Origin of the sequence: Acidovorax facilis, from assembly GCF_023913775.1 — a bacterium.
Lineage (GTDB): Bacteria > Pseudomonadota > Gammaproteobacteria > Burkholderiales > Burkholderiaceae_C > Acidovorax > Acidovorax facilis.
Window position 1 is genome coordinate 1 of record NZ_JAMXAX010000035.1, and the last position, 15,453, is coordinate 15,453.

Below are 15,453 nucleotides of genomic sequence, written 5' to 3' on the forward strand. Positions count from 1 at the left end.
GCCCTCCCCCCACCCGCCTCCGGGCTCCAGAAAATCTGGCAGACACGCGGCCCGCTCGTCTGGGTGCTGTGGCCGGTCTCGCAGGTGTACCGCACGCTGGTCGGTATGCGGCGCGGGCTTTACCGCATCGGCATGCTGAAGGCGGAACACCCTGGCCGCCCGGTCATCGTCGTGGGCAACGTGATTGCCGGAGGCGCAGGTAAAACGCCCGTGGTCATTGCCGTTGTCCAGCATCTGCAAGGTCTGGGCCTGCGCCCCGGCGTGGTCTCACGCGGCTACGGCCGCAGCACCACCGACTGCCGCGAGGTGACGCCCGACAGCCCCGCCCATGAGGTGGGCGATGAACCCGCCCTTATCGCGCGCAACTGCCGGGTGCCCGTGTTTGTGGCGCCTCGCCGCATCACCGCCGCCCGCGCCCTGCGGGCTGCTTACCCGGACACCGACGTGATCGTTTGCGACGATGGCCTGCAGCACCTGGCCCTGGCGCGCGATCTGGAGGTCTGCATCTTCAACGAACAGGGCGTGGGCAACGGTTTCCTGCTGCCAGCGGGGCCCCTGCGTGAGCCCTGGCCACGCGCGGTGGATTTTGTGCTGCATGCAGGGACTCTGCCGCCTGGAAGCGACCCCGCCCATGCCTATGGCCTGCAACGCCGACTGGCCCCCTATGCCTTGCGTGCAGACGGCACCCGGGTGCCGCTGTCGGACCTGCAAGGCCAGCCGCTGCATGCCGTGGCGGCGGTGGCACGCCCCGAAGTGTTCTTTGCCATGCTGCAGGCTGAGGCGCTGCAGCTGGCACACACGGAAGCCTTGCCAGATCACTATGATTTTGATAGCTGGACCCACTCATCTGACAAGCGCTACCCGCTAATTTGCACCGAAAAAGACGCTGTCAAGCTCTGGCAACACCACCCGGACGCTTTGGCCGTGCCCCTGCAATTGCACATTGACCCGGCCTTTTTCGCAGCGCTGGATGCGCGCCTGCTGGCCTTGGGCGTCCAAAGGCATTAATGATTCACCGCCCGGGCCGCCGCTATCATCCCTGCCTGCCCGAACGAACCTCCTGGAAAGCGCTGTCACCATGGATCCCAAACTGCTTGAACTGCTGGTCTGCCCCGTCACCAAAGGCCCGCTGACCTACGACCGCGATGCCCAGGAACTGGTCTCCCGCAGCGCTCGCCTGGCCTATCCGGTGCGGGACGGCATTCCGGTGCTGCTCGAAAACGAAGCCCGCACACTCACCGACGAGGAACTGGAGCAGTGAGCGCAGCAACGGATCCCGGCACGCCAGGCGCTCCAACCGCGAGCTGTCGCTTCACGGTGCTGATCCCAGCGCGCATGGCATCCAGCCGCTTGCCCGACAAACCCCTGGCCGATATCGCAGGCCTACCCATGGTGGTACGGGTGGCCCAGCGTGCCACCCAAAGTGCAGCAGCCCGCGTGGTGGTGGCCGCCGATGACCCTCGCATCCTGCAGGCCTGCTCCGCCCATGGCGTGCAAGCGATACTGACCCGCGCCGACCACCCCAGCGGCAGCGACCGCCTGGCCGAAGCCTGTACCCAGCTGGGCCTGGACGGGGACGACGTGGTCGTCAACGTGCAAGGCGATGAACCTTTGATAGACCCCTGCCTCATCGACGCTGTGGCAGCCCTCCTGCCCACCCGGCCGGAGGCCAGCATGGGCACCGCAGCCCACGCCATTGCGTCACTGGCCGACTACACCAACCCCAACGTGGTGAAAGTGGTGCTGGACGCGCGTGGCCTGGCCCACTACTTCAGCCGCGCGCCCATCCCTTTTGCGCGGGACCATATGGGATTGGCCTGGTGGCAAGGTGCCGCCGAGGCGGCGGCACCCGGTGTAGCAGCCCTGGCGGGGTTCGCGCCACTGCGGCATGTGGGCATCTACAGCTATCGTGCGGGCTTTCTGCGCCAATTTCCTGCCCTGACACCCGCCCCCACCGAGGCGGTGGAAGCGCTGGAGCAACTGCGCGCCCTGTGGCACGGCCACCGCATTGGGGTTCACCTGGCCAACGCAGCCCCTGGCCCGGGCGTGGATACGCCCGAAGACCTGGAACGGGTTCGCCGCCTTTTCCGATGAGGAGTGGGCCGGTGGTGCGCGCCGCGCCGGTCCGCCGAATGCCCCGGCTATCCACCCTGCGACACCCCTGCCCAACCCGGTGCAGCATGTAAGTCAGCGCAAGGGAGTCGCATGCTATCCTCGACCGCAACGAGAGCACCGCATCCCGGGCGCACAGAACGGCTTCAGGCGCCCTTCGAACGTCCCCGCCAGCGGCGCCAACCGATTTCTAACCTTCGAGGACTTCCATGAGACTGATTTTGTTGGGCGCGCCTGGCGCCGGAAAGGGCACGCAAGCCACGTTCATCTGCCAGAAGTACGGCATCCCCCAGATCTCCACCGGCGACATGCTGCGCGCAGCCGTCAAGGCCGGCACCCCTCTGGGCCTGCAGGCCAAGGCGGTGATGGATTCGGGCGCCCTGGTCAGTGACGACATCATCATCGGTCTCGTCAAGGAGCGCATCACGCAAGCAGACTGCGCCAACGGTTTCCTGTTCGACGGCTTCCCCCGCACCATTCCCCAGGCCGATGCCATGAAGGCAGCGGGCGTCAAGCTCGACTACGTGCTCGAAATCGATGTGCCCTTTGACGCCATCATCGAACGCATGAGCGGCCGCCGCTCGCACCACGCCAGCGGCCGCACCTACCATGTCAAGTTCAACCCGCCAAAGGTGGAAGGCAAGGACGACGTGACGGGCGAAGAGCTGATCCAGCGCGAAGACGACAAGGAAGAAACCGTCAAGAAGCGCCTGCAGGTCTACAGCGACCAGACCCGCCCCCTGGTGGACTATTACAGCAATTGGGCCCAGGCCGAACCCGAGCTGGCCCCTAAGTATCGCGCCATCAGCGGCACGGGCAGCGTGGACGAGATCACGGCACGCGCACTGCAGGCACTGGCCAGTTAAGGTTCGGGGCTATCGCCCCTTGCAACCAGCGACGCCATGGCAGCAGGGCGTCGCTTTTTTTATGCGGCGCAGGGAACCCGCTTGCAGCCTTTCGCATAGCTATACCCGGGCCATACCGGTGGGTCAGGCTGGGCTGGAGCGTAAGCCGTAGGCTTTGCCATCCACAAACAGGTATTCCGCCCGCAGCACCGCGTCGCCCTTCTCTTCGCGTAGGGTAAAGCCCACCACCGATACCGCAGTGCCGGGTTTGATCTCCTGCACCTGCCAGGCCTGCATGCGGGTCAAAGGCGCCAGCTCCACCTCCCAGCGGCGGTCTTTGCGGGTGGGCAAAACCATCTTGGCCAGCAATGCCTTGCCATCCACGGGGGACGCCTGCGCAGGCACCACACGCTGGGCCAGATCCGCAGGCAGCTTCAGCTCGGCAGGTGTCTCCAGCTCCAACTCGGCGTGTGGGTTTTGCCAGCGCACTTTGCGCACGGTGCCTTCCAGGTAGATGGGACGGTCGGGGTCAAAACTGCTCCACCCATGGTGGGCACGCGCGCCCCAGGGAATGGCCGTGGCGGCCAGGAGCACGTGGCGGCGTTGCAGGCTCATCGGTTCTCTCCTTGTCATGTCTGATCAGAGGTAAGCAATCCAGCGGCCACACACCACCACAGCCAGCCAGATCACGGTGGAACCCAGCATCTGTACCCGGGCCAGGGCATCCAGGCGAGCCAGCGAACCCCGCCCATGGAACCACGCGGCGTTGCAACCTGCAAGCATTAACAGCAGCATCTTCAAGGTGAATGCGCGGCTGGCGAGCAGTTCGGCAGGCTGTGTGGCGAACATCAAGAGGCCCGACGCCGCCGCCAGGCCAAAACCACACAATGCCAGCGACAGGCTGAGCCGCGCCAAGTCCTTGACAGGCAGCGCCGCCCCACGGCCAAACACCCGCAACTCCAGCAAGACCAAATTGCCCAGCAGCAAGGCAATGCCCACGATGTGCACCACCTCCAGCGCGGGGTAAGCCCACGCATGGGACTTAAGAGCTGCAAAAAACATCGGGCGGCCTTGTTGCTCAGTGCAGCAGTTCGAGCATCAGCGAGATCCTGGCCTTCAAGGGTGATAGACCCTGGGAGTCCGGCAATGCGTCCCCCGGCTTGGGCAGCACCTGCCCCTCGGGGCAGCGTGTGGACCGCACCACGCGCACACCCGCCTCCTGGGCACGCAGCAATGCGGCCTCCAGAGCATGGTGGATAGTGCCATTGCCCGTGCAGGCCACCACCAGCCCCTGGACCCCATCCCGCACCAGTGCGTCCACCATGGTCCCCGATGCGCCAGCGTGGCTGGTGACCACTTCCACGCGGGGCCAGGCTGCGGCATTCACTACATTTTCAATAGCATTCAATGCTGGAACACCAAGCGCCAGGGGCCAATCCTGCACAAGGCGGACAGCCCCCTCCTCCACCCAACCCAAAGGCCCGGCCTCGCCCGAGTTGAACGCATTCACCCGGTAGGGGTGCACCTTCTGAACCTGCCGTGCCCCATGAATTTCGCCAGCGGCGACCGCCAGCACACCCCGTGCGCCGGGCGTGACCGCCACAGCAACAGCATCCAGAAGATTCTGAGGCCCATCGGGCGTGAGCGCCGTGGCCGGGCGCATGGCACAGGTCAGCACCACGGGTTTCGCGCGGGTGTCCAGCACTTCATGCAGAAACCAGGCCGTCTCTTCCAGCGTGTCGGTTCCGTGGGTAATGACTACACCACGCACCTCGGGATCTTCCAGGTGGTGCGCACAGCGCAGCGCCAGCGCCTGCCACACCTGGCCATCCATGTCCTTGCTATCGATCTGGGCCACCTGCTCCGCCACCAGCACGCCCTGCGCGGCCTGCTGCAATCCGGGAACAGCTGCAAGCAGCTGCCCGACCCCTACCTGCGCAGCGGTGTAGCCGATGTTGTCGCCAGCCTGCGCGGACGTGCCCGCAATGGTCCCTCCGGTACCCAAAACCACAATTTTTTGCCCACTCACTTGCGTACTCCGAAAAACTGGTGAAAAATACAGTTACTGGATTAAAAAACAGTTATCCATCACTGTAGCCGCCTCCACCGGAAACCACCATGCTCGACAACCCGAAACTCACTGCCCGCCAGCAACAGATTCTGGATCTCATCCAGACGGCCATTGCACGCACCGGGGCGCCCCCCACCCGTGCGGAGATCGCTGCCGAACTGGGGTTCAAGTCGGCCAACGCGGCAGAAGAACATCTCCAGGCGCTGGCGCGCAAAGGCGTGATCGAGCTGGTCAGTGGCACATCCCGTGGCATCCGGTTGCGCAGTGACACCGTGCGCTCCATCAATGCAGCGCGCGGCAATCAGTTCAGCCTGCCGATTCCCGGGCTCTCACAACTGGTGCTACCCCTGGTGGGACGTGTGGCGGCAGGGTCGCCCATTCTCGCGCAGGAACACGTTGACCAAACCTACAGTGTGGAAAACAGCCTGTTCCATCACAAGCCCGATTACCTGCTCAAAGTGCGCGGTATGTCGATGCGCGATGCCGGAATCATGGATGGCGATCTGCTGGCTGTGCAGTCCACCCGCGAAGCCCGCAACGGCCAGATCATCGTGGCCCGCCTGGGAGACGATGTGACGGTCAAGCGCCTGCGCCGTACTGCGACCGCCATCGAACTGCTGCCCGAGAACCCGGATTACCCGGTCATCGTGGTGCAGCCCGGCGAACCCTTTGAGATTGAAGGGCTGGCCGTCGGCCTCATCCGCAACACCATGCTGATGTAGCCACACCGCTCCATCGCATTCACTCATGAATTAGTTCGTTAGCTGCCGCACTGCAGGTGGCGGGCGTTTGGCGCACTGGTAAAACCGGTACGCCAGCCCTGCGGTGCCGGTTTACTTTGCAATCCTGCCTATGTCCAACCCCCGACCTTCGGAGTTTTCACATGGGAATTGCCTTGACCACCTTTTCTGCGCTCTCCGGTACTCTGCGTACCCTGACCCACTGGCTCCACACCTTCAAGGAGCCGTCTGCAGCAGACCTGCCTGCGCCCCGCCCCCATCCCGATGACACGGACCCGGGCCGCAGGAGCGAATCAGCAGGCACTGACAAGCCCCGCCGTCCATCCAACATCCCCAGCCAACGTCCACCGCGAGGCAACTGGCCCTTTACGGTCAGCCCGCAGACACCACCCACCGGTGCCACCACGCGGTTTGTAGCCACCAATACCGATGCCCGGGCGTTCATACCGTCGCCTGCCGCTATCCGCGTTGCCTGTGGATCATCCAGATTGGCAGACGGCTCAGGCGGCAGGGCTGCCAAGGTCCTGCGCAGGGTCCCCACATCGGGCGGCTCAGGCCGACTGGTGATCGCCGGCCGCATGGCCGATGTGTGCGCCGAGTTGGACCGCCTGGCTGCATCCGAGGCGGCGCTACAAGCCTGTTGAGCCCAAGGGCTGCACCACCCAGCGATCCATTGACTGCTTTGTATATGGAGGATGCTGCCTGATCGCTGTGGACGGCGCTTGTTGAGGTCGCCAACACTCCGTCACCAAAAGCCCCATCCTTTCCTGCGCCAGAAGGCGATCCGGGATGAAACGACCGGCGTGGCCAAGGCACAATGTCGGGATGAACATTGTGATCCTCGACGACTACCAGGACGCAGTCCGCAAGCTCCACTGCGCATCCCGGCTCGACGCGTACACCGCCAAGGTCTACACCAACACCGTCAAGGGGCTGGGCCAGCTGTCCGTCCGCCTCAAAGACGCTGACATCATCGTGCTCGTGCGGGAGCGCACCCAGATCACCCGTCAACTGGTGGAGAAACTTCCCCGCCTCAAGCTCATCGCGCAAACCGGCAAGATCGGCAATCACATTGATGTAGCTGCCTGTACGGAACGTGGGATTGCAGTGGCAGAAGGCATAGGCTCACCCGTGGCCCCCGCAGAGCTGACGTGGGCACTTGTCATGGCCGCAATGCGCCGACTGCCGCAGTACATCTCCAACCTCAAGCATGGCGCCTGGCAACAATCAGGGCTGAAGACGGCGTCCATGCCTCCCAATTTTGGCCTTGGCAGCGTGCTGCGGGGCAAAACGCTGGGTATCTGGGGTTATGGCCGCATTGGCCAATTGGTGGCGGGCTACGGGCGTGCTTTTGGAATGAACGTCCGCATTTGGGGGCGTGAGGCATCACGCGCCCAGGCCTTGACGGATGGGTACCAGGCTGCCACCACGCGCGAGGAGTTTTTCTCGCAATGCGATGTGATCTCGCTCCACCTTCGGCTCAACGACGAAACGCGCGGCATCGTCTCACTCGAAGATCTGTCTTGCATGAAGCCCACCTCCCTGCTGGTCAACACTTCGCGTGCCGAGCTGATTGAGACCGATGCCCTGATTGCAGCCCTGAACCGGGGCCGCCCCGGCATGGCCGCAGTCGATGTATTCGAGAGCGAACCCATCCTTCAGGGCCATGCCCTGCTGCGGCTGGAGAACTGCATTTGTACGCCCCACATTGGCTATGTCGAGCAAGACAGCTATGAGCTTTATTTTGGTGCAGCGTTCGACAATGTGGTGAATTTCATCAAAGGCACCCCCACCAACATCGTGAATCCAGGCGCACTGCAGGTGAGGCGTTAATCTGGCGCAAAAATCGGGCACATCCATCCTCGGTATTGCGGGAAGCAACAAGACTGGAAGCTCCTGACCTCAGTACGGTTGCACCTTCTGCTGCGCCTAGCGCCAGTTTTGGTCATCGCTCCTGTCTTCAACAAACTCCTGCTGCGGGGCATTGGGCAGCCAAGCAGAACACCCTGCACACCCCAACCCAGCTGCATTTCAACAATAAAAAAAGGGCTTCCCAAAGGAAGCCCTTTTGTTTGGAGCTCTCCAAAGCCAAAAAGACCTTGAAGAGCGAGATCACTCCGATTACAGAGGGGTCTTCTTGCCGTCCTTGTAGACGCACAGAGTGATGGCGGGGTTCTTCATTTCGCCATTGGGTTCAAAAGCGATGGTGGAGGTCACACCCTTGAAGCTGGACTTGGCCAGTTCGTTCACATACACCTTGGGGTCCACGGAGTTGGCGCGCTTCATAGCGTCCACCAGCAGGAACGTGGCGTCGTAGGTGTAAGGGCTGTAGACTTGGAATTGGTTGGGGTACTTGGCATCGTACTTGGCCTTCCAGGCCGTGCCGCCGGGCATCTTGGCCAGCGAAGAGCCGCCTTCAGCACAGATCACGTTGCCCAGGGTCTTGGCACCCGCTGCGAGCTTGGCGATTTCAGACGTGCAGACGCCGTCACCACCGAAGTACTTGACGTTGCCCATGCCCAGTTGTTCCATCTGGCGCAGCATGGGGCCGGCTTGAGGGTCCATACCGCCGTAGAACACGGCATCAGGGTTCTTGGACTTGATGGCCGTCAGGATGGCCATGAAGTCGGTAGCCTTGTCGGTCGTGAACTGCTCGTCCACCACTTTCATGCCCTTGGCAGTGGCAGTCTTCTTGAACACGTCTGCCACACCTTGGCCGTAAGCAGTACGGTCGTCGATGATGGCAACGGTCTTCAGCTTGAGCGTATCCACAGCGTAGAACGCCAGGCCAGCGCCCAGGGCGTTGTCATTGGCGATGATACGGAAGGTGGTCTTGTAGCCAGGCTTGGTCAGGTTGGGGTTGGTCGCAGCGCCCGTCACCATCGGGATGCCGCAGTCGTTGTAGACCTTGGAAGCAGGAATGGTGGTACCGGAGTTGAGGTGGCCGACAACGCCTGCAACTTTGGAGTCGCACAGCTTTTGTGCAGCGGCCGTGCCCTGCTTTGGATCGGCAGCGTCATCTTCAGCTTGAAGTTCGAACTTGATCTTCTTGCCGCCGATGGTGATGCCTTGAGCGTTCAGCTCTTCAATGGCCATGCGGGCGCCATTTTCGTTGTCCTTGCCGTAGTGGGCTTGGGCGCCGGAAACCGGAGCCACATGGCCGATCTTGACCACCTGCTCTTGTGCAGAGGCCACACCAGCAACAGCCGCGATAGCAGCAACCACGGTCAGTTTCAACTTCAATTGCATATCAAATCTCCAGTAAAGATAAACGCTGAGAATCTTCTTGTGTCTCAACGCAGGCGAACATATCGCAATTTACGGGCCAGATCATTAGGGAATACGATTAAACGCGAGAGAAACCACAGGGGAATACCCTGTCATCCCTTTGGCACCGAGGCCGCGCCACTGGCCAGCTCGTCCGCCACCGCCTCGTACACGGCATGCCGGACCACGGATTCAATCTCTTCACGCAGTCGGGGCAGCACCGATCGTGTCTGCTCCTGCACCACGGTGGCGATGGCTTCGCGCAAACGTTGATCCAGCACAACGTCCACACGCTGCATGACTCTGTGCACCATGTACTCCTCCATGCCTTCAGGCAGTGGCCGGGTGAGCTGCGGTCTGGGCGTCTTTGAAGACCCGAGGGTGGATGCGAGAGATGCAGGCGAAGACGAAGACGTGGGAGCCGCTACCGCCGCAACGGGAGCCCGGTGAACCACTGGGGCGGGGGCGGGCGCGGCCTGCATAGGCGCTGGTGCAGCAGGGCGTGGCGCCATCACGGCAGGCGGGCGGGCACTGGGCAAAGGTGGGCTCAGCGGGCGTGCCGCAGGCTGCGCTGCTGTCGGGCTGGGTCTTGCAGCGGGCAACGCGGATGGAGACATGACCGTGGTGCGCAATGGTGCAGAGGACGCTGGCGGCAGAGGCACGGAGTCCGGCACCTGCACCACTTCGGTGAGGGTGGGAACAAAGCGCGGGGGCGTTTTGGGAGGAGGCAGCGCCATCAGCCGGCTTTCAGCACCAAGTCGTGGCGGGTGATGGCATAGCCGCGCGATGCATAGTGGCGCCAGCGCGCCCGGGCCTCGCCGCGATCCAACTCGTCCTGCGCACTCACCACTTCCACCAAGCGATCAAACCGGCCAAATCCCTCCGGCACCTCCGCGTGCAGGTTCAGCAGCACTTCATGGTGCGGGGCAGACCGGGCATCGGCAGTCAGCAACACGGGAGACGCCTGGACCAGGTCTTCATCAGCATCGCCAAGGCAATGGGCCACAAAGTCCTGAGGCGCCAGGGCCCAGAGCATGCGGTCCAGCGCCGCCAAGGTGTCCGGCGGCGCCGCAATCACCAGGCGGGCCCCGCTGCGCTGTACCTTGCGCGCAAAGCGGCATGCGTAGGCCAGCTTGTCCGGCGCATTGAAATGAAACGCAACCTCGGTCATGGCACGCTCAGGCCGTCTTGGTGCGCACAGAGCGTTTTGCCGCCGCAGGCTTTGAAACCGGCTTGGCACTGGCTTGGTCCATCAGATAGTGCACCAGAAGTCCCACTGGCCGCCCTGTGGCACCTTTGGCGGCGCCACCCTTCCAGGCCGTGCCAGCAATATCCAGGTGCGCCCATGGCACGTCGCCCACGTACTTTTGCAGGAACTTCGCGGCGGTGATGGAGCCCCCCGCACGGCCGGCTACATTGCCCATGTCGGCGAAATTGCTCTTGAGACCATCGGCATAGTCGTCGTCCAGCGGCATGCGCCAGCAAGGGTCCTGGGCAGACTCGCCAGCCTGCTGCAATGCGGATGCCAGGGGATCGTTGTTGGCGAACAGACCACTGCGCACACCACCGAGCGCAATCACGCAGGCGCCGGTCAGGGTGGCGATGTCCACCACGACGGCAGGCTTGAAGCGGGCGGCGTAGGTGAGCGCATCGCACAGCACCAGACGGCCTTCGGCGTCGGTGTTCAGGATTTCGATGGTCTGACCGCTCATGCTCGTGACCACGTCGCCCGGCTTGACGGCACGGCCATCGGGCATGTTCTCGCAGGCGGGTATCAGCCCCACCACATTGATCGAGGGCTGCAACTCTCCCAGAGCGCGAAAGGTGCCCAGCACGCTGGCAGCGCCGCACATGTCGAACTTCATCTCGTCCATCTCCGGAGCAGGCTTGATGGAGATGCCCCCGGTATCGAACGTAATGCCCTTGCCCACCAGCACGACGGGAGCCTGGTCCTTGGCCGCGCCGTTGTAGCGCAATTCGATGAATCTCAGGGGTTCCTCGGAACCCCTTGCCACAGCAAGGAAGGCGCCCATGCCCAACCGGGCCACTTCGGCCGGGCCGTGGACCTTGCACTGGATGCGGGGCAGCTTGCTCAGGGTCTTGGCGGCGTCGGCGAGCAGGGTGGGGGTGGCATGGTTGGCGGGGCGGTTGCCCCATTCCCGCGCAAACTCCACCCCAGCCACCAGCGCCACACCGGCGTCGAAGTCCTCGCGCACATCCGGGGCGGTGGGTACACCCACCACGCAGCGGCTCAGACTGCGCGCCTCCACCTTGGTCTTGGTGGTGGTGTAGACATAGCTCACTTCGGCCACGGCCTGCACAGCGGCGCTGACAGAAGCGGCTTGCACGGCCCCGGCAAAACACAACACCACCCGTTTGGTCTGCGGCGCCTTGACGGCACTCCCCACCGCCTGCAGCGCCTGGCGGGTGGCACGGGCAGATCCGTCACCCTGCCCCACCAACACTACGCGACGGGCGGCAACGGCAGGCACCTGGTACAGCTGCAGGTGCTTGCCCGCCTTCGTGGCCAGATCCCCGTTCTTGAGCGCCAGGGCCGCCAGGGCGGACAGCGCATCCTTGCCGGGCTTGAAGCCCTCAGGGAGCAGCACAACCAGCAGGTCGCATTTCTCTGAAGCTGCCGCAGCAAGGTCAAGGGTCTTGAGATCAAAGTTCATAATCGGTGTTTTCCTTTTGAGCGTGCTATGCACTTTGATATGCACGCAAAAGTGCATAGCGCGCTCCTAGCCAATGTTATTCGATTCATCCATCCGCAAGGAGCTGGCGCGCAGCTTTGGCGCGACGCTCGTGGTGCTGGTGACCGTGGTCATGACCATGATGCTCATCCGCACCCTGGGACAGGCATCCAAGGGCAGCGTGAGCCCTTCCGATGTGATGCTGGTCATGGGCTTCACGGTGCTGGGGCAGTTGCCCACCATCTTGAGCCTGAGCCTCTTCATCGCTGTGGTCGGCACACTTTCGCGCATGTACCGTGACAGCGAAATGGTCATCTGGTTTGCCAGTGGCCGTGGCCTCATCAGCCTGCTGCGGCCCTTGCTGCGTTTTGCGTGGCCGGTCATGGTGGTCATTGCTGTGCTGTCGCTGCTGGTGTGGCCCTGGGCCAACTCCCAGATTCAGGAACTCAAGACGCGCTACGAACAACGCAGCGACATCGACCGCATCGCGCCCGGCGAATTCCAGGAATCCTCCAACGGCAGCCGGGTATTCTTCATCGACAAGGACAGCCCCGACACGCAGGCTGGCAACAACATCTTCATCGCCGCCACCGACGGCGCCCGCGAATCCGTGACCTCTGCGCGCAGCGCGCGGCTGGAGACACGGGGCGGCGAGCGCATGGCGGTGCTGAGCGAAGGCCAGCGCCTGGAGACCTCGCGCGACAAGCCCGGCGTCAAGATCAGCGAGTTCTCCGAATACGGCACCCGCATTGGGTCGGCACCTGCAGGCTCGGCGGAAGAACTCTCCGTCAAGACCCGCGCCACACACGAGCTGCTGATGCAACCCTTGCCCGCTTACCGCGCCGAGCTGGGCTGGCGCCTGGGGCTGGCGCTGGCCGCCATCAACTTCGTCGTGCTGGGCCTGGCCGTGGCCAGCGTCAACCCGCGCGCTGCGCGCAGCACCAGCCTGGTGTTCGCGCTTTTTGCCTTCATCGTGTACTACAACCTCATGACGCTGGGACAAAGCTGGGTGGGTGCGGGCCGGTTGGGCCTGCTGAGCTTCATGGTGCTGCTGCATGGCGGCATGTTGACCATGTCGCTGCTGATCCTGGCTGCGCGCCACAACCACTGGACCGTGCGGCGGCTCTGGCAGCCCCGTCCGACCAGGAGCCCCGCATGAAAACCATTCGCCGCCTGATCCACCGCGAAGCCCTGTTCGCCGTGGCCTTTGTCACCGCCGGATTTCTGGCGCTGTTTTTCTTTTTTGACCTGGTGGACGAACTGCGCTGGGTGGGCCGCACCGGCGCCGAAGGCTACCAGCTCTCGCACGCATTCCTGTTCGTGGTGCTGAGCATTCCCAGCCACCTGTACGAATTGCTGCCCATTACCGTGCTCATCGGAACCATCTTCGTGATGGCGCGGCTCGCCCAAAGCTCCGAGTTCACCATCATGCGCACCAGCGGCATGGGCCCGTGGCGCGCCTTGCGCACCCTCGTGGCACTGGGGGGCTTCTTTGTACTGTTGACCTTTGCGGTAGGCGACTACATTGCGCCGCTGACCGACCGCGCCGCTCAACTCGTCAAGGTGCGATACCTGGGGCGCCTGACCACTGGCGCCACGGGCGCCTGGCTCAAAGAGCGCCAGGACGACCACTCCTATGCCGTGAACGTGCGCGCCCTCACACCCAATGGCGGCATGCTGGACGTGCGCATCTTTGAATTCGATGCCAAGGGCCGGCTCGCCTCGCAGACGCGGGCCGCATCCGGCCAGTTTGGGCCGGACGGTGCGTGGAACCTGGAGCAAGTGCAGCGCAGCCGCTTCGAACAGCGCGGCAACGACGAGGCGCGTGTGGAGCACCTGGATGCACCCACCTTGCAGTGGCCCACCCGCATCAGCGCCGACATGGTGGCCGCCTCGCTGCTCAAACCCGACCGCATGGCCACCATCGACCTCTTCCAGTACATCCGCCACCTCGACGCCAACGGCCAGTCTGCCCAGCGGTACGAAATCGAGTTCTGGCGCAAGGTTTTCTACCCGCTCAGTTGCCTGGTGATGGTGGTGCTGGCCCTGCCTTTTGCCTACCTGCATTTCCGCTCGGGCGGCATTGCGGGCTATGTGTTTGGCGGGGTGATGGCGGGCATCAGCTTCTTCTTGCTGAACAACGTGTTCGGCTATGCAGGCAACCTGCAGAACTGGTCGCCCTGGCTCACCGCCGCCGCGCCTGGGCTCATCTATTCCGTGCTGTCGCTAGCCGCCTTCGGCTGGCTGGTGCTTCGCCGGTAAAATTTTTCTAAGCCTTTTGGGCCTCTACCGCTTATGCAGCAAGCGCAAGCCGCTATCATTTTATTCGCACACGGATCGCGGGACCCACTCTGGCGCGTGCCGCTTGAAGCCGTTGCGGCGCATATCGCCGCGCAGCAGCCTGGCAGGCCGGTCCTTTGCGCTTACCTGGAACTGTGCACACCATCGCTGCCAGATGCCGCCCAGCAACTCGCCGCACAGGGCGCCACGCAGGTCACCGTGGTGCCCATGTTCCTGGGCACCGGCAAGCATGCGCGTGAAGACCTGCCCGTGCTGGTGCAGGACCTGCGTGCCGCCCACCCCGGCGTTCATTTCCACGTGCAGACCGCCATCGGCGAAGACCCGCGCATGACCGCATTGATGGCAGAAATCGCGTGCGAGGCGCCCCAAAGCTGAGGTTCTTCCAATATCTCTTAGATGCTTGCAGCATAATGATGCAACCCTTTAGGCGATATCAGATATGAACCTGCACCAATTCCGCTTCGTTCAAGAGGCCGCACGCCGCAACCTCAACCTGACTGAAGCCGCCAAGGCCCTGCACACCTCCCAGCCCGGCGTCTCCAAGGCCATCATCGAGCTGGAAGAAGAACTGGGCGTGGACATCTTTGCCCGCCACGGCAAACGCCTCAAGCGCATCACCGAGCCCGGCCAGCACGTGCTCAAAAGCATCGAAGTCATCATGCGTGAGGTGGGTAACTTGAAGCGCATTGGCGAGCAGTTCAGCGCACAAGACAGCGGCACCTTGAGCATCGCCACCACCCACACCCAGGCCCGCTACGTGCTGCCCGTGCCCGTGGCGCGGCTGCGTGAGGCCTACCCCAAAGTCAACATCAGCCTGCACCAGGCCACGCCGCACGAGGTGGCGCGCATGGTGATCGATGAAGTGGCCGAAATCGGCATGGCCACCGAATCCCTGGCCGATTACCCCGAACTCGTCACCCTGCCCTGCTACGAATGGCAGCACGTGCTGGTCGTGCCCAACGACCACCCGCTCGCGCAGAAGGAACGCATCGGCCTGGACGACCTGGCGCACGAGGCGCTGATTACCTACCACCCCTCGTTCACCGGCCGGGGCAAGATCGACCAGGCCTTTGCCGCCCGCAAGCTTCAGCCGCGCATCGTGCTCGAAGCCATCGACTCGGACGTGATCAAAACCTACGTGCGCCTGGGCCTGGGCATCGGCATCGTGGCCGAGATGGCCATGCGCGACGACCCGGTGGGCGACCTGGCCGTGCGCCCTGTGGGCCACCTTTTCGGGCAGAGCGTGGCACGCGTTGCCTTCAAGCGCAGCGCCTACCTGCGCAACTTTGTCTATAAATTTGCCGAACTGCTCAGCGACCGGCTGAGCCGTGACCTCATCGCCCGAGCGATGACGGGGCACGTCAACGACTATGAGCTGTGACTTCGCCGTAGTTCGCCTGTCTTCAAAACACCTTTGATTTTTA

At 63.4% G+C, this 15,453-nt stretch carries 19 protein-coding genes; 12 read left to right on the plus strand and 7 right to left on the minus strand.

Annotated features, from left to right (window positions below; genetic code table 11):
* The 4 genes from lpxK to adk form a co-directional block, all read left to right on the plus strand.
* Positions 1-1,008: tetraacyldisaccharide 4'-kinase (gene lpxK / locus NFX52_RS12215; protein ID WP_289781595.1), on the plus strand; the 1,008-nt coding region annotated here is incomplete at its 5' end.
* 70 nt (positions 1,009-1,078) lie between these two features.
* A complete protein-coding gene (locus NFX52_RS12220) occupies positions 1,079-1,261 on the plus strand; it encodes a Trm112 family protein (protein WP_010458810.1) in 183 nt (60 codons plus the stop codon).
* Positions 1,258-2,094 carry a 3-deoxy-manno-octulosonate cytidylyltransferase gene (gene kdsB, locus NFX52_RS12225; protein WP_082437343.1) on the plus strand — a complete coding sequence of 279 codons (837 nt, stop codon included), beginning with the start codon at positions 1,258-1,260 and terminating at the stop codon, positions 2,092-2,094. Before NFX52_RS12220 ends, kdsB begins: the two co-directional genes overlap by 4 nt.
* A 227-nt stretch (positions 2,095-2,321) precedes the next feature.
* Positions 2,322-2,978 (plus strand): adenylate kinase, encoded by a 657-nt coding sequence (adk, locus tag NFX52_RS12230; RefSeq protein ID WP_055396038.1) that lies wholly within the window; start codon positions 2,322-2,324, stop codon positions 2,976-2,978.
* A 123-nt stretch (positions 2,979-3,101) separates the two neighbouring features.
* On the opposite strand, the gene NFX52_RS12235 is transcribed toward adk, so the two are convergent.
* The 3 genes from NFX52_RS12235 to NFX52_RS12245 are packed head-to-tail and all read right to left on the minus strand — an operon-like array spanning position 3,102 to position 4,986.
* Positions 3,102-3,572 carry a DUF6152 family protein gene (locus NFX52_RS12235; protein WP_252635656.1) on the minus strand — a complete coding sequence of 157 codons (471 nt, stop codon included), beginning with the start codon at positions 3,570-3,572 and terminating at the stop codon, positions 3,102-3,104.
* A gap of 24 nt (positions 3,573-3,596) precedes the next feature.
* Entirely contained in the window at positions 3,597-4,019 is a 423-nt protein-coding gene (locus NFX52_RS12240; protein ID WP_055396033.1) for a hypothetical protein, read from the minus strand.
* Between the two features lie 16 nt (positions 4,020-4,035).
* Positions 4,036-4,986 carry an asparaginase gene (locus NFX52_RS12245; protein ID WP_055396031.1) on the minus strand — a complete coding sequence of 317 codons (951 nt, stop codon included), beginning with the start codon at positions 4,984-4,986 and terminating at the stop codon, positions 4,036-4,038.
* An 89-nt stretch (positions 4,987-5,075) separates the two neighbouring features.
* Between NFX52_RS12245 and lexA the strand changes: the two genes are divergently transcribed.
* The 3 genes from lexA (at position 5,076) to NFX52_RS12260 (ending at position 7,601) form a co-directional block, all read left to right on the plus strand.
* Positions 5,076-5,750 carry a transcriptional repressor LexA gene (gene lexA / locus NFX52_RS12250; RefSeq protein WP_055396029.1) on the plus strand — a complete coding sequence of 225 codons (675 nt, stop codon included), beginning with the start codon at positions 5,076-5,078 and terminating at the stop codon, positions 5,748-5,750.
* A 173-nt stretch (positions 5,751-5,923) separates the two neighbouring features.
* A complete protein-coding gene (locus tag NFX52_RS12255) occupies positions 5,924-6,412 on the plus strand; it encodes a hypothetical protein (RefSeq protein WP_156358644.1) in 489 nt (162 codons plus the stop codon).
* 181 nt (positions 6,413-6,593) lie between these two features.
* Complete coding sequence (locus tag NFX52_RS12260; RefSeq protein ID WP_055396027.1) at positions 6,594-7,601, plus strand: D-2-hydroxyacid dehydrogenase family protein; 1,008 nt, start codon at positions 6,594-6,596, stop codon at positions 7,599-7,601.
* A 288-nt stretch (positions 7,602-7,889) separates the two neighbouring features.
* Here NFX52_RS12260 and NFX52_RS12265 read toward each other — a convergent pair whose 3' ends face one another.
* Positions 7,890-9,017, minus strand: coding sequence for a branched-chain amino acid ABC transporter substrate-binding protein (locus tag NFX52_RS12265; protein WP_252635657.1), 1,128 nt, complete (start codon positions 9,015-9,017; stop codon positions 7,890-7,892).
* Between the two features lie 131 nt (positions 9,018-9,148).
* The gene (locus NFX52_RS12270; protein WP_055396105.1) at positions 9,149-9,349 is read right to left on the minus strand and encodes a hypothetical protein; all 201 of its coding nucleotides are present in this window, start codon (positions 9,347-9,349) and stop codon (positions 9,149-9,151) included.
* On the opposite strand from NFX52_RS12270, the gene NFX52_RS12275 reads away from it, so the two are divergent.
* Entirely contained in the window at positions 9,348-9,485 is a 138-nt protein-coding gene (locus NFX52_RS12275) for a hypothetical protein (protein WP_176886101.1), read from the plus strand. The genes NFX52_RS12270 and NFX52_RS12275 overlap by 2 nt on opposite strands.
* Positions 9,486-9,771: 286 nt before the next feature.
* Here the strand turns inward: NFX52_RS12275 and NFX52_RS12280 are convergent, their stop codons facing one another.
* Together NFX52_RS12280 and NFX52_RS12285 are read right to left on the minus strand one after the other, a co-directional pair.
* Complete coding sequence (locus tag NFX52_RS12280; RefSeq protein ID WP_055396024.1) at positions 9,772-10,206, minus strand: DNA polymerase III subunit chi; 435 nt, start codon at positions 10,204-10,206, stop codon at positions 9,772-9,774.
* Between the two features lie 7 nt (positions 10,207-10,213).
* Complete coding sequence (locus NFX52_RS12285) at positions 10,214-11,710, minus strand: leucyl aminopeptidase (RefSeq protein WP_055396022.1); 1,497 nt, start codon at positions 11,708-11,710, stop codon at positions 10,214-10,216.
* Positions 11,711-11,783: 73 nt separating this feature from the next.
* Here NFX52_RS12285 and lptF point away from each other — a divergent pair, with 73 nt between their 5' ends.
* From lptF to NFX52_RS12305, 4 genes are all read left to right on the plus strand, one after another.
* Positions 11,784-12,887 carry an LPS export ABC transporter permease LptF gene (gene lptF / locus NFX52_RS12290; RefSeq protein WP_055396020.1) on the plus strand — a complete coding sequence of 368 codons (1,104 nt, stop codon included), beginning with the start codon at positions 11,784-11,786 and terminating at the stop codon, positions 12,885-12,887.
* Positions 12,884-13,990, plus strand: coding sequence for an LPS export ABC transporter permease LptG (lptG, locus tag NFX52_RS12295; RefSeq protein WP_055396018.1), 1,107 nt, complete (start codon positions 12,884-12,886; stop codon positions 13,988-13,990). Before lptF ends, lptG begins: the two co-directional genes overlap by 4 nt.
* A 33-nt stretch (positions 13,991-14,023) precedes the next feature.
* Positions 14,024-14,404, plus strand: coding sequence for a sirohydrochlorin chelatase (locus NFX52_RS12300; protein ID WP_055396016.1), 381 nt, complete (start codon positions 14,024-14,026; stop codon positions 14,402-14,404).
* Positions 14,405-14,468: 64 nt separating this feature from the next.
* Positions 14,469-15,410, plus strand: a complete 942-nt coding sequence (locus NFX52_RS12305) for a CysB family HTH-type transcriptional regulator (protein ID WP_010458783.1) — start codon at positions 14,469-14,471, stop codon at positions 15,408-15,410.
* Positions 15,411-15,453: the final 43 nt, after the last annotated feature.

Coding starts and splice junctions, on each gene's coding strand:
- NFX52_RS12240 (WP_055396033.1), bottom strand. CDS start 4,019: ATGTTTTTTGCAGCTCTTAAGTCCCATGCGTGGGCTTACCCCGCGCTG.
- NFX52_RS12275 (WP_176886101.1), top strand. CDS start 9,348: ATGTACTCCTCCATGCCTTCAGGCAGTGGCCGGGTGAGCTGCGGTCTG.
- adk (WP_055396038.1), top strand. CDS start 2,322: ATGAGACTGATTTTGTTGGGCGCGCCTGGCGCCGGAAAGGGCACGCAA.
- NFX52_RS12270 (WP_055396105.1), bottom strand. CDS start 9,349: ATGGTGCACAGAGTCATGCAGCGTGTGGACGTTGTGCTGGATCAACGT.
- NFX52_RS12265 (WP_252635657.1), bottom strand. CDS start 9,017: ATGCAATTGAAGTTGAAACTGACCGTGGTTGCTGCTATCGCGGCTGTT.
- NFX52_RS12285 (WP_055396022.1), bottom strand. CDS start 11,710: ATGAACTTTGATCTCAAGACCCTTGACCTTGCTGCGGCAGCTTCAGAG.
- NFX52_RS12260 (WP_055396027.1), top strand. CDS start 6,594: ATGAACATTGTGATCCTCGACGACTACCAGGACGCAGTCCGCAAGCTC.
- lptF (WP_055396020.1), top strand. CDS start 11,784: ATGTTATTCGATTCATCCATCCGCAAGGAGCTGGCGCGCAGCTTTGGC.
- NFX52_RS12220 (WP_010458810.1), top strand. CDS start 1,079: ATGGATCCCAAACTGCTTGAACTGCTGGTCTGCCCCGTCACCAAAGGC.
- lexA (WP_055396029.1), top strand. CDS start 5,076: ATGCTCGACAACCCGAAACTCACTGCCCGCCAGCAACAGATTCTGGAT.
- NFX52_RS12300 (WP_055396016.1), top strand. CDS start 14,024: ATGCAGCAAGCGCAAGCCGCTATCATTTTATTCGCACACGGATCGCGG.
- NFX52_RS12305 (WP_010458783.1), top strand. CDS start 14,469: ATGAACCTGCACCAATTCCGCTTCGTTCAAGAGGCCGCACGCCGCAAC.
- NFX52_RS12235 (WP_252635656.1), bottom strand. CDS start 3,572: ATGAGCCTGCAACGCCGCCACGTGCTCCTGGCCGCCACGGCCATTCCC.
- lptG (WP_055396018.1), top strand. CDS start 12,884: ATGAAAACCATTCGCCGCCTGATCCACCGCGAAGCCCTGTTCGCCGTG.
- NFX52_RS12280 (WP_055396024.1), bottom strand. CDS start 10,206: ATGACCGAGGTTGCGTTTCATTTCAATGCGCCGGACAAGCTGGCCTAC.